The sequence below is a fragment of the Streptomyces sp. NPDC048389 genome, assembly GCF_040706335.1.
Taxonomy (GTDB): Bacteria; Actinomycetota; Actinomycetes; order Streptomycetales; family Streptomycetaceae; genus Streptomyces.
In genome coordinates this window covers 1-12,558 of the sequence record NZ_JBEZKP010000048.1, presented here as the reverse complement: position 1 = coordinate 12,558, position 12,558 = coordinate 1, and the positions used below count along the sequence as shown (strand labels likewise).

8 protein-coding genes and 1 pseudogene are annotated in these 12,558 nt (G+C 72.5%); 4 read left to right on the top strand and 5 right to left on the bottom strand.

Features of this window, described 5'->3' with window-relative positions:
- Positions 1-127: 127 nt before the first annotated feature.
- On the bottom strand, positions 128-2,938 hold the full coding sequence (locus AB0903_RS26425; protein ID WP_366706884.1) for an EAL domain-containing protein: 2,811 nt from the start codon (positions 2,936-2,938) through the stop codon (positions 128-130).
- A 349-nt stretch (positions 2,939-3,287) separates the two neighbouring features.
- Positions 3,288-4,238, bottom strand: a complete 951-nt coding sequence (locus AB0903_RS26420; protein WP_366706882.1) for a 2-hydroxyacid dehydrogenase — start codon at positions 4,236-4,238, stop codon at positions 3,288-3,290.
- 75 nt (positions 4,239-4,313) lie between these two features.
- Between AB0903_RS26420 and AB0903_RS26415 the strand changes: the two genes are divergently transcribed.
- The 3 genes and pseudogenes from AB0903_RS26415 (at position 4,314) to AB0903_RS26405 (ending at position 7,047) form a co-directional block, all read left to right on the top strand.
- Positions 4,314-5,312: an aldo/keto reductase gene (locus AB0903_RS26415; RefSeq protein WP_366706880.1), complete on the top strand. Its 999-nt coding sequence runs from the start codon at positions 4,314-4,316 to the stop codon at positions 5,310-5,312.
- A 240-nt stretch (positions 5,313-5,552) separates the two neighbouring features.
- Positions 5,553-6,703, top strand: a pseudogene (locus AB0903_RS26410) (PQQ-dependent sugar dehydrogenase).
- 14 nt (positions 6,704-6,717) lie between these two features.
- The gene (locus tag AB0903_RS26405; protein ID WP_366706878.1) at positions 6,718-7,047 is read left to right on the top strand and encodes a DUF6191 domain-containing protein; all 330 of its coding nucleotides are present in this window, start codon (positions 6,718-6,720) and stop codon (positions 7,045-7,047) included.
- Positions 7,048-7,054: 7 nt separating this feature from the next.
- Here AB0903_RS26405 and AB0903_RS26400 read toward each other — a convergent pair whose 3' ends face one another.
- Together AB0903_RS26400 and AB0903_RS26395 are read right to left on the bottom strand one after the other, a co-directional pair.
- A complete protein-coding gene (locus tag AB0903_RS26400) occupies positions 7,055-7,843 on the bottom strand; it encodes a GNAT family N-acetyltransferase (protein WP_366706876.1) in 789 nt (262 codons plus the stop codon).
- A gap of 220 nt (positions 7,844-8,063) precedes the next feature.
- Positions 8,064-10,274, bottom strand: a complete 2,211-nt coding sequence (locus tag AB0903_RS26395) for an MMPL family transporter (RefSeq protein ID WP_366706874.1) — start codon at positions 10,272-10,274, stop codon at positions 8,064-8,066.
- Between the two features lie 562 nt (positions 10,275-10,836).
- Here AB0903_RS26395 and AB0903_RS26390 point away from each other — a divergent pair.
- Positions 10,837-11,736: a hypothetical protein gene (locus AB0903_RS26390; RefSeq protein WP_366706872.1), complete on the top strand. Its 900-nt coding sequence runs from the start codon at positions 10,837-10,839 to the stop codon at positions 11,734-11,736.
- 319 nt (positions 11,737-12,055) lie between these two features.
- Here AB0903_RS26390 and AB0903_RS26385 read toward each other — a convergent pair whose 3' ends face one another.
- A complete protein-coding gene (locus tag AB0903_RS26385; RefSeq protein WP_366706870.1) occupies positions 12,056-12,343 on the bottom strand; it encodes a hypothetical protein in 288 nt (95 codons plus the stop codon).
- Positions 12,344-12,558 lie beyond the last annotated feature (215 nt).

The following is a 12,558-nucleotide window of genomic DNA, read 5'->3' as shown; positions in this document are numbered from 1 at the left end:
CAAGCGAGGGGAGCGCGTCGGGGGTGTTCGCAGAGCTGACTGTGCGGCCCTGCTAGCCGACGCGCTTTCCAAGTACGAGAATTCGGGTGCGCATGGCATTGACCCTCCCCCCGGCGCACTACCACTGTCAAGCGGGTGGGACGCGCGTCTCACTATTTGAGCCATTCCGGGCGGGCGGGATGCCCGCCGTGAGGACCGGCAGCGGAAGGGCCGCGGGCACCGGGTACTCGCCCCTGACCAGGGCACGCCGCAGCCGGTACTCGTCCAGCGGTCCCGAGAAGGCCATGCCCTGGGCGTGGGTGCACCCCATGGCGCGCAGCGCGAGGACCTGCTCCGCGACGTCCACCCCGTCCGCGACGGACTGCATGCCGAGATCGCCGGCGATACGGAGCAGCCCGCTCGTGATCTTGTGCAGCCGGGCGGACTCGACGACGCCCTCGACCAGCCCTCTGTCCAGTTTCAGCACGTCCACCGGGAGCCTCCGCAGCGCGTTGATCGCCGCGTAGCCGCTGCCGAAACCGTCCAGGGCGATCCGTACGCCCATCCTGCGCAGGGCGATCAGCCGCTGTTCCAGCTCGTCGAAGGAGATCCGCGGGTCGCTGTCCGCGAGCTCGACGACGAGTGCGCCGGACGGCAGGCCGTGCCGCGTGAGCAGGGCCTCGATGGACCCGAGCGGCATGGATCTGTCCAGCAGCAGCCGGGCCGACAGCCGCACGGAGACCGTTGCCCCGTGGCCGTCCCGGCGCCGCTCCGCGGCCTGGCCGACGGCTTCCTCGAGCAGCCAGCGGCCGAGCTCGGCGCTGCGGTCGCCGTCGTCGGAGACCCGCAGGAACTCGGCGGGCGTGAAGAGGATGCCCTGGGAGGAGCGCCAGCGGGCCTGCGCGGAGACCGCCGCGATGCGGCCGGTGGCAAGGCTCACGACCGGCTGGTGCAGCAGTGCGAACTCACCCTCGTGGAGGGCGCTGCGCAGCCGTGCGGCCAGTTCGGTGCGTCGGACCACCTCGGCCTGCATCTGCGGGGCGTACAGCTCGACCCGGTCCTTGCCGCCGGCCTTGGCCCGGTACATGGCGAGGTCCGCGTTGCGCATGAGGTCGGTGGGGCTCATCGCCGGCTCGGCGAAGGCGACGCCGATGGAGGCGGCGACCCGCACCTCGCCGCCGTCGATGCGGTACGGCTGGGAGAGCATGAGGCGCAGTCTGTCGGCGATCTCCAGGACCTGGCACTCCCGGGCGGCCCTGTCGCCGGCACCGTCGCCGACGATGAGGGCCGCGAACTCGTCTCCGCCGAGCCTGGCGGCCGTGTCACCGGCCCGTACGGAGTCGGCCAGCCGCCGCGCCGCCTGGATCAGCAGCTCGTCGCCCGCCTGATGGCCGAGGCGGTCGTTGACGCCCTTGAAGCCGTCGAGGTCGATGAAGAGCACGGCGGTGCCCTCGTCGCCCGCCCTGCGGCCGGTGAGGGCTCCTCTGACCCGCTCGGTGAACAGGGCGCGGTTGGGCAGGTCGGTGAGCGGGTCGTGCTCCGCGTTGTGCTGCAGCTGGGCCTGCAGCCGCACCCGTTCCGTGACGTCGCGGCTGTTGAGGATCAGACCGCCCTGGTGGCGGCTGACGGTCGACTCCACGTTGAGCCAGTCGCCGGAGCCGGATCTGAACCGGCACTCCATGCGCGTGGTCGGCTCCCGCGCCGGTTCCGCGGCCAGGAAGCGGCGGAGCTCGTGGACGACGCGCCCCAGGTCGTCCGGGTGGATGAGGGCCGACAGTTCGGAGCCGACCAGTTCCTCGGCGTCGCGCCCGTAGACCCCGGCCGCCGCGGGTGAGACGTAGCGCAGCACTCCGGAGGGCGCGGCGATCATGATGACGTCGCTCGACCCCTGGACCAGAGAGCGGAAGTGGTTCTCCTTCTGGGCCAGTTCGTGCGTGAGGGCGATGTTGTCGAGCAGCATGATGCCCTGCCGTACGACGAGGGCGAGGACGACGGTGCAGCCGGTGAGCACGACGACCCGGTCGACCCGGCGGCCGTCGATGACGTTGTAGAGGATGCCGAGTGTGCACACGGCCGCGGCGAGGTACGGGGTGAGCGCCGAGAGCGAGCTGGCGATGGGCCTGCCCGGGTGCCTCACACCCCGCGGCGGCCGTGCGGAGTCCGGCATCCTGCGCGCTCCCCAGGGGGCGTATGCGAGCAGCAGCGAGCCCGCGAACCACCCGGCGTCGAGCAGCTGGCCCGAGCGGTAGCTCTCGCGCAGCAGCGGTGAGGTGAACAGGGCGTCGCACAGCACGGTGAGGGCGAGCCCGGCGATCGCCGTGTTGACCGCCGACCGGTTGGCCGACGAACGGCGGAAGTGCAGCGCGAGGACCATGCTCACCAGCACGATGTCCAGCAGCGGGTAGGCGAGCGCGAGTGCCGTGGGAGCCACGCTCTCGCCCTGTGCGTGGGCGGTGTGGGCGAGTGCGAGGCTCCAGGACAGGGTGAGCAGCGAGCCGCCGATCAGCCAGGCGTCGAGGCCGAGGCAGACCCAGCCGGCCTTGGACACGGGCCGCTTGGCGAGCACCAGGAGTCCGACGATGGCGGGCGGCGCGAAGCAGAGGAAGAACAGATCGGCCACGGACGGGCTCGGCACCGGGCGTCCCAGCACCACCTCGTACCAGCCCCAGACCGCGTTCCCCGCCGACGCCATGGCGGAGGACACTGCGAACAGCAGCCACGCGGGCCGGAAGCGGCACGCCGCCGTACGCGCGTAGAGCAGACAGGAGACGGCGGCGACCAGGGCGGCGAGACTGAGCCCGAAGTCGCCCATGACCAGCGCCAGACGGGGTGACCCCCAGCCGAAGGCGGCTCCCACCCCGTACCCGGCGCAGACGAACGCCAGGACGAGCTGGCGAGCCGCCCCCGGGCCGCCGCGCGGCACCGCGCCCCCGAGGGCCGGTGCCCCGGGCGCGGTCATCGCGCGGTCCAGGGGTGCGCCGACGGCCAGGGGGGCGCGAACGGCCGGGCCGCGGGGGGCGGAGTCACCCCGTGCGGCGGAGTCCGCGGGATTCGTCGGCGACTGCCCTGCCGCGCCGGTCGGGTCCATCCACCTTGCATCGCCCGTCGCCCCCCTCACGTCTGATCGGCAATCAGTTCGCGCCACGGCACCACCCCTCGCACGGTGCAGCCCCCAGGTCGGGACGATACACCAATATCGTCACTCAGGGACATAGCCCCTCTACTCTGTGTGACGGGCTGGAGCGACTAAGGCACGCGGTGCATTGGAGTGACTTCGGAGTGTGGCGGCGCCGTTCACCCGAGGGTCGTTATCCGGTCGTCACGACGACATTGCGCAGAGGGGCGCCCGCCGCGAAGTCGGTGACCTGGGCCGCCAGCAGCCGCTTGGCACGAGGCATGAACGCAGAGGTCGAGCCGCCGACATGGGGGCTGATGAGGACACCCGGCAGATGCCAGAGGGGGTGCCCGGCGGGCAGCGGCTCCGGATCGGTGACATCGAGAGCGGCGGTGATGCGGCCGCTCTCCACCTCCGCGATCAGCGCCTTCGTGTCGACGACCGGGCCACGGGCGACGTTGACCAGCAGCGCCCCGTCCTTCATCCGGCTCAGGAAGTCGGCCCCCACCAGGCCCTTTGTCCGCTCGGTCAGCGGCGTGGACAGGATGACGACGTCGGCGTCGGGCAGCAGGCCGGGAAGATCGGTGAGTGCGCGCACTTCGCCGCGCTCCGTTGTCCGGGCGGAGCGCGCGACGCGCGCCACCCGCGCGCACTCGAAGGGCGCGAGCCGGTCCTCGATCGCGGCACCGATGGACCCGTAACCCACGATGAGCACCGACTTGTCGGCGAGCGCCGGGTAGAAGCCCGCGCGCCATTCCTCGGCCTCCTGGCCGCGTACGAATCCGGGAATGCCGCGCAGGGAGGCGAGGATCAGGGCAAGGGCGAGTTCGGCGGTCGACGCCTCGTGGACACCCTTGGCGTTGCAGAGCCGCACGCCCGCGGGGAGCGAGGCGAGGGCCGGCTGCACATGGTCGATGCCCGCCGAGAGCGTCTGGACGACCCGTACGGAACTCATGGCGGCGAGCGGCCGTATGGCCACCTCCATGCCCTTCAGATACGGGACGGTGTAGAAGACGCAGTCCGCCGGGTCCGCCGGATAGTCCGGGCCGCCGTCCCAGAAACGGTAGTTCAGCCCCGTCGCGGCGGGCGCGGGAAGGCCGGCGATCTCGTCGGCCGGGACGGGGAGCCATACATCAGCAGTCATGCTCAGGAGGCTATGCGAAGACAGCGGCCGGTCATTGGTTAGTTTTGGGGGCGGCCGAGGGAGAGGTACGGGGAGTTGGAGCGCAGGGCGATCGGTGCGGCGGGCCTCGAAGTGGGCGCCGTGGGGCTCGGATGCATGCCGATGAGCTGGGGCTACACCAGCTCACAGCAGCGCGGGGACCGCTCGCTCCGCACCGTGCACAGCGCTCTCGACGCCGGTTCGACCCTGCTGGACACGGCCGACATGTACGGGCCTTTCACCAACGAGCTGCTGCTCGGCAGAGTACTCAGGGAACGGCGCGCGGACGCCTTCGTGTCGACGAAGGTGGGCCTGCTCGTGGGCGACCAGCACATCGTCGCCAACGGACGCCCTGGCTATGTGAAACGGGCCTGCGACGCCTCCCTGCGCCGCCTGCAGACCGACGTGATCGATCTGTACCAGCTCCACCGCGCCGACCCCGAGATCCCGGTCGAGGAGACATGGGGCGCGATGGCCGAGCTGGTGGGCGCGGGAAAGGTGCGCGCTCTCGGGATGTGCGCCGTCGGTGCGCGGGCGCACCGACGGTCGGGCGCTCACCTGCACGAGGAAACGATCCGCCAACTCGAGCGGATACAGCAGGTGTTCCCGGTCGGCGCGGTGCAGGCGGAGCTGTCGGTGTGGTCGCCGGAGGCGCTGGAGCGGCTGCTGCCCTGGTGCGAGGCGCGCGGGGTGGGGTTCCTGGCGGCGATGCCCCTCGGGAACGGCTTTCTGACCGGGACGCTCACTCCTGGCCAGGGGTTCGAGCCCGACGACGTACGCGCGCGCCATCCACGGTTCACGGCGGAGATGATGGCGGCCAACCAGCCGGTCGTGGCCGGCCTGCGCCGGATCGCCGAGCGGCACGGCGGGGACGCCACACCGGCGCGCGTCGCGCTGGCCTGGGCGCTGGGCCAGGGGCGGCACGTGGTGCCGGTGCCGGGGACGAAGCGGCCCGAGTGGGCCGTCGAGAACGCGGGCGCCTGGAAGCTCGAGCTCACGGCGCACGACCTGGCGGAGATCGCGGGGCTGCCCACGGCACGGGGGTCGTGGGACTGATTTCCCGGCGGATGAGGCAGGGGTTCCGGGTTCTCGGCGGATGAGGCAGGGGTTCCGGCAGGGGCTTTCGGCGAGGGTTTCCGGCAGGGGCGGCCCACCCTTCCCGGCGGATGCGGTCAGGGTTCTCGGCAAGATCGGGAACCTGAGGAGCGGTCGCGGTGTAAGAAGAACAGGAAGGCAGCAGCCCCCGCCGCCGTCGAAGGGATCAGAACCGTGCACCGTCCTGCAGTGACGGCCGTGATGGCCGTGATGGCCGCCCTCGTGCTCCTCTTCGCGGCCGGGTGCTCGTCGGGCGGCGAGAACGGCCCGGCCACCGGGACACCCGGCGCCTCCAAGGACGCCGCCGCCCCGCCGGCCACTGCTTCGAGCGCCGCGCCGAGCCCTTCCGCCCCGCCCGCGAAGGGCTCGGTGAAGGTCGTCTCCACTCTGACCGAGGGCCTGGACTCTCCCTGGGGCGTGACCGCTCTGCCGGGCGGCGACCTGCTGGTCTCCTCGCGCGACGAGGGCACGATCACCCGGATCGACGTGGCGAGCGGCAAGAAGACCGAGGTCGGTTCCGTGCCGGGTGTCGAGCCGGGCGGGGAGGGCGGCCTGATGGGCCTGGCGCTCTCCCCCTCCTTCGCCTCCGACCACCAGGTCTACGCCTACTTCACGACCGCCTCCGACAACCGCATCGCCCGTCTGCTGTACGACGAGCAGAAGCCGGCCGGCCAGCAGCTCGGCGCCCCGGACACGGTGCTCCGCGGCATCCCCAAGGGCGTCATCCACAACGGCGGCAGGATCGCCTTCGGCCCGGACAAGATGCTGTACGCGGGCACGGGCGAGACGGGTGACACGGGCCTGGCCCAGGACAAGGAGTCCCTCGGGGGCAAGATCCTCCGCATGACCCCGGACGGGGAACCGGTCCACGGCAACCCCGAGGCCGACTCCGTCGTCTACTCGTACGGCCACCGCAATGTTCAGGGGCTCGCCTGGGATGCGCAGAAGCGCCTGTGGGCGTCGGAGTTCGGGCAGACACCTGGGACGAGCTGAACCTGATCGAGCCCGGCAAGAACTACGGCTGGCCCGAGGTCGAGGGCAAGGGCGGCGGGTCCGACTTCGTGGACCCGGTGGCCCAGTGGTCGACGGACCAGGCGTCACCGAGCGGCATCGCCTACGCACAGGGTTCGATCTGGATGGCGGGGTTGCGGGGCGAGCGGCTCTGGCGCATCCCGCTGTCCGGAGCGGAACCTTCCGCGGATCCCCAGGCGTTCCTCGATGAGAAGTACGGCCGCTTGCGCACGGTTGTTTCCGCGGATGGTGACAAGCTCTGGCTCGTCACCAGCGAGACGGACGGCCGGGGCACGCCTGAGGCGGGCGACGACAGGATCCTCCGGCTGGAGGTGGGATAAGGGGTGGTGGCCCGGTGTTCAACGCCTTCGAGGAGATCTTCGCGCCCGGCCGCAAGCACACCGACGAGGAGCGCAACCGGCTCGCGCTGACACGGGTCGACGTCGGGGACGGCGACCCGGGCCGCGGCCCCATAGACCTCGCCTCGGGCAAGGTCACGGTCCGGGCGCAGATGTCGCCGGCCGCAGGGGACACCGTCCCGGCGGCCGACACCACCGAGGCCACCCGGGCCCCGGACCGCGAGCCCCCGCCGCCGGCCGGCACGGCGTCCCACGAGGCGCCGGACACACCCCGTACGGGGCGGCCGGGCGACGGGGGCGAGGACGGGGCACCGGCCTCGGCGTAGGCCGGGGTCAGGACCCGGGGCGCGCGGACCGGAGCTCGTAGACGTACGGCGTCGTCGTGCACAGTGCGGTGAAGCCCAGCCGTTCGAGGATCGGGCGGCTGTCGTCGGAGGCGTCCACCTGCATGTACCGGACGCCCTTGGCGACGGCGAGCCGGGCCCGGTGGGCGATCAAGGCGCGGTAGATGCCGCGTCCGCGCCAGGCGGCGAGGGTGCCGCCGCCCCATAGGCCGGCGAAGTCGGTACCCGGGTACCGCTCCATGCGGGCCGAGCACACCGGGAGGTCGCCGGCCATGGCGAGGGTGATGTCGATCGTGTCGGGTTCCTCGGCCAGCTGGACGAGCAGCTGCTCGCGCAGCCGGTCACCGCTGGTACCGAAGGCCCGTTCGTGCACCCGCACAACGAGCTCGACACCCTCCGGCCCGGTCACCCGCTCCAGCCGTACGTCGCCGGGCAGTTCGACGTCGACGGCCATCCGAGCCGCCTCGCCGACCATCACGGTCTCCTCCGCCTCCGGCGCGAACCCGGCTGCGCGCAGCCGCGCGCCGAGGTCTCCAGGGGCGTCGTAGCCGTACAGCTTCCACTCGAAGGGGCGGCCGAGCGCGGAGAAGTGCCGCACCTGGCGGGCGATCGCGGCGTCTGCGGTCTCCCGCTGCAGCGAGGACCAGAGGACGCCGTTCCAGTTCCCGTCGTCGGCGGACCGCCGTACGACGTCGCCGTCGCGTTCTCCGTGGTCGGCGCCGCGCCGCAACTGACGGTCGAAGAGGGCGAGAACGGCCGTGTGATCCTGGGGGTCCATCCGGGCATTCCAGCACCGGACATCCCCCACCACCAGCGGTTTTCCGCTCTGCGACCGCGCTGTGCCCGCCGCCCCGGCGGCTGTACGGCTGTGCGGCCAGTACCGACCGGGCCTGCAGGTCGTGCCGTTCGCCCTGCCTGCCGGGGTTCCGGCGGATGCCGCTGCGCTCCTTCGTCGCCGAGGTCTGTCGCGAACCCGCGGGCCCCTCGATGGCCGGCCGCTATGGCACGAGCTCGCCGTCCTCGCTCGTACGTCCCTGCGGGATCCTCGCATGCGCGGCCTCGCGGGACGCCGGCTTTTCGATGCTGATACGCGGCAGCAGCCGGTCCAGGCCGCGCGGCAGCCACCAGTTCGCTCCGCCGAGCAGGTGCATCAGGGCGGGCACCAGCAGCGTACGCAGGACGAACGCGTCCAGGGCGACCGCGGCCGCCAGGCCGATGCCGAACATGGCGATGACCCGGTCGCCACTGAGTACGAACGCGAGGAACACCGAGATCATGATGACGGCGGCGGAGTTGATCACGCGGCCGGTCTCGGCGAGTCCCACTCGTACGGCACGCCGGTTGTCGCCGGTCTCCAGCCACTCCTCGTACATCCGGCTGACCAGGAAGACCTGGTAGTCCATGGAGAGCCCGAAGAGGACCGAAACCATGATCACCGGCAGGAACGGTTCGATGGGGCCCGCCCTGCCGAGCCCCATCAGCTCGCTTCCCCAGCCCCACTGGAAGATCGCCACGACGATGCCGAAGGCGGAGGCGACGGCGAGTACGTTCATCGCCGCGGCCTTGAGCGGGATGCCGACGGAGCGGAACGCGAGGAGCAGCAGCAGACAACCGAGCGCGACCACGACGCCGATGAACAGCGGCAGCTTGCCGACGATGATCTCCGCGAAGTCGTCGTAGCTCGCGGTGACACCGCCGACGTGCACCTGGAGCGAGGTGCCGTTCTCCGCGACGGGAAGGACCTCGGAGCGCAGCCGGTCGACGAGCTCGCTCGTCGCCTTCGACTGGGGTGCGGTCTCCGGGACGACGGTGAGCAGGGCCGTGTCGCCACTGCCGTTGTACGCGACCGGGCCGGCGGAGGCGACGCCCTCGGTGGCCTGGAGGTCGCCCCGGAGCCGGTCCATGGCCACGTGGTCGTCCGGGCCCTCCAGTTCGGCGACGAGCGTGAGGGGCCCGTTGACGCCGGGGCCGAAGCCTTCGGCGAGCAGGTCGTACGCCTGCCGTGTGGTGGCGGTTCGGGGGCCGTTGCCCTGGTCGGAGGTGCCGAGGTGGAGTGAGAACGTCGGCAGGGCGAGGAGCAGCATGACCGCTGCGGCGACCGCACCCAGCAGTTTGGGGCGGCGTTCGACGAAGGCGGACCACCGGGCGGCGAAGCCGGTCGGCGGCTCCGGCTGCGGCCCCAGTTCGGCCAGCCGGCGCTGTTCGCGGCGGCTCAGCGCGCGCATGCCGATCAGCGAGAGCAGGGCGGGCAGCAGTGTCACGGAGGCGGCGACGGTGAGGACCACGGTGAGGGAGGCCGCGATCGCGACCCCGTTCAGGAAGCCGAGCCGCAGGATCAGCATGCCGAGGAGCGCGATACAGACGGTCGCCCCCGCGAAGACGACGGCACGGCCCGTGGTGGTCACGGCTTCGCGTACCGCCCGGTCCACGGGCAGGCCGCGTTTGAGCCCCTGGCGGTGCCTGGTGACGATGAAGAGCGCGTAGTCGATGCCGACACCGAGGCCGACCAGCAGGCCCAGCATGGGTGCGAAATCGGCGACGGTCATCACATGGCCGAGGAGCACCGTGCCCGCGTAGGCGGTGCCGACGGAGACGAGCGCGGTGGCGATGGGCAGCAGACTGGCGGCGAGGGAGCCGAAGACCAGGAAGAGGACGATGCCGGCGACCGCCACGCCGACCATCTCGGCCAGATGGCCGCCCGGGGCTTCGGTGAGGGCGACGGCGCCGCCGCCGAGTTCGACCGCGATCCCGTCGGCCGAGGCCGCCTTCGCGGTGTCCACCACGGCCTGTGTCTGGGCCGGTGGCACGTCCTGGGCCCGGTGGTCGAAGGTGACGTACGCGAAGGCGGTCCGCGAGTCGGCGCTGATCTGCGAGGCGCCGTCGCTGCCGTACGGGCTCGTGACCATGGCGATGCCGTCGAGTGCGGCGACGTCGTCGAGCATCGCCGACATGCGCTTCTCGACGTCGGGGTCCCTGACGCTGCCCCGGTCCGTGTGCCAGACGATGGTGTCGCCGTCCCCGCCCCGCCCGTCGAAGCCCTCCTGGAGGGCCGCGGCGGCACGGCCGGATTCGGTGCCCGGGACCTTGTAGTCGTTGGAGTACGCGGTTCCCGCGACGCCCGCCGCGCCCGCGGCGCCCCCAAGGGTGACGAGCCAGAGCAGGACGACGACAAGGCGGTGCCTGACGCACCACCGGGCGATTGCTGCCAACGGACCGGCTCCCTGGGTGGTTCGCGGATCTTTGCTCGGGATCAGCCCGCAAAGAACTCATGACCTGCAAGAAGACACTCTGGCAGGCAATCGTGATCATTTGCCCTATTGGTGTGGTTAGTCACACGATGCGATATCCGACCGGAGCCACTGCCCGCGGCGGGTGCGCCCGGGACCGCCCCGGCGCGGGACCACCGCGGACAACCCGCCACCGCCAAGGGAGGCCAAAGCGGGCAGCCCGTCACCGCCAAGGCGGGCCGCTCGTCACCGGCCGCTGTTGTCCAGCGCGACGGCGACCGCCTCCGCGGAGACCGTGGCGTCGGCGTCGGGCTGATACGGCAGAGGGCGGCGGTCCGGGTACCGGGTTCCTGGACGGCATCGACTGCACCGTCGGCGGCGGCGGTCGCCGGCGTCCCGTGAACGGCGGGATCTCCCCCGTAGCCCCGTAGCCCCGTAGCCCGGTAGGCCCGCCACAGGGGCCCGATCGGCCCCGGGCGACGGGAATCGGCCGTGGTCCCCGAGACCGGAGGAATTGTCGGCGTCGGCTGGCACGATGGCCGATATGGAATACAGGGGGATCCACCAGACGGCCCTGACGCCCGCGGACGCCGCGGAGTTCGCCCGCATGCTCCATGACGCGCCCGGCCCGCATCTGGGCCGCGCCCCCGTGCCCGTCCTCGTCCACGGGCCGGGCACGACCCCGGCCGGGCGGCGCGGCGCGCTCCAGGTGGTGTACGACGCGATCGTGGCCAGGATCGGCGAGCCGACGCTGTACGGCGGCTCGGCGGCCGGGCCGAGCGTGCGCTGGCGTGACAGCAACCGCATCCTGCTGCTCGCGGGCGACGCGCAGCAGGTGGGGCTTTCCGTCCACGACACGCTGACCTTGGAGGGCGAGGAGCGGCGCGCCTTCGAATGGCGCGGCCCCTGGTCCGGTGGCCGGCCGTACGACCAGGCGTTCCTGCCGTACGTCTGGCAGTTGGACCGCAGCGGCCCCGGCGAGCGGCCGACTGCGGGGCCCGGCAGCCGGCTCGCCACGGACCTCGGGCAGTTCCAGTACGGGCTGGAGCTGCTGCTCGGAGCCTGGGTGGAGCAGCTGGCGGTGCAGGTGGGGACCGACTGGGCGAGTTTCTGTCTGGCCAGCTCCGCCGACCGGGGGCGCCAACTGCTCGTGTCCTACAGCGTCGAGGACGGCCTGCACGCCTCGATCGACGACCGCGACGGGGAGAACAACGAGGACCGGGCCCGGATGATGCTGGCGCGCGGCTGGCAGAGCCGGGACCGCGGCTGGTGGCAGACCGATTTCATCGACCCGGGACGCGACTGCGCGGCGGCCCTCGCCGCCCTCGTCGTCACCGAGTTGTACGCCCGCGGCACCAAGGCGCCGGAAGAACTGCGGGCACGGGACGTGAGCTGCAAGGACCGCGGCGAACTGTGGCTGCCGGGCCTGGGCATCCGCCACTGACGGGTGCACTGGGGCCGGGGAGGCGTACGCGCCCATCGGGGCGCGACGGACGGGCCCGGACGGGCACCACCGGCCACGGGCAAGTGGCGCCACCGGCATACGTCAGCGGCGGGGAGGCGTACACACCGGCCTGCCGGGCCCACGTGTGGTGCGACCGGCCGGGAGACCTGCCCTGCCTGCGTGTGGTGCGACCGGCCGGGAGACCTGCCCTGCCTGCGCGGGTGCAACCGGGCTGGGAGACGTGCCCCGCCCGCGGGTGCATCGGCGGGCACGGGGCGGCTGCCGGACCGTGGGCCCGGCAGCCCCCGGCGACGGGTGTCTAGGCGCCGAGCAGACCCGTGACGGGCGCGAGCTGGCTGGTCAGCGGGTCGAGGTCGTGGGGCACCCCGGCCAGCCGGTTGAGCCCGGCCAGCTGCTGGGACGCGCTCGGCACCTGCTCGCGATGCTCCGGCGCAAGGGAGCTCGCCGCGAGCGTGTCGACCGTGTCCATGACGGACAGCGTCCCGGTGGGAAGCCCCGGAGAGGCGGCGCTCGCGGCGGGGGCTGCGAGCGCGGAGGCGCCGGTGGCGAGGGCGAGGGCGGCGAGTGCACGCTTTGCTTGGGTCATGCAATGACAACGGCCGCTCGGGTGATCGGTCACGGTGCCGTCCACCCGTACGAGAAACGCGCCCCGGCACCGCAACGCCGCCGCCGCGGACCGGTGTCCGGTCCCGTTGACGACGAGGGGGCGGGGGGGGGGGGCGGGGGGGGGGGGGGGCCCCCGCGGGCGGGCGAGCGGGGCAGAAGCGCGCGAAGCAGCGGAGCGGCGGGGGGGAGGGTGGG

What these genes read in the sequence shown, in the direction of transcription:
- AB0903_RS26400 (WP_366706876.1), bottom strand. Translation starts at nt 7,843, where the DNA reads ATGGACCCCCAGGATCACACGGCCGTTCTCGCCCTCTTCGACCGTCAG.
- AB0903_RS26385 (WP_366706870.1), bottom strand. Translation starts at nt 12,343, where the DNA reads ATGACCCAAGCAAAGCGTGCACTCGCCGCCCTCGCCCTCGCCACCGGC.
- AB0903_RS26420 (WP_366706882.1), bottom strand. Translation starts at nt 4,238, where the DNA reads ATGACTGCTGATGTATGGCTCCCCGTCCCGGCCGACGAGATCGCCGGC.
- AB0903_RS26425 (WP_366706884.1), bottom strand. Translation starts at nt 2,938, where the DNA reads ATGACCGCGCCCGGGGCACCGGCCCTCGGGGGCGCGGTGCCGCGCGGC.
- AB0903_RS26390 (WP_366706872.1), top strand. Translation starts at nt 10,837, where the DNA reads ATGGAATACAGGGGGATCCACCAGACGGCCCTGACGCCCGCGGACGCC.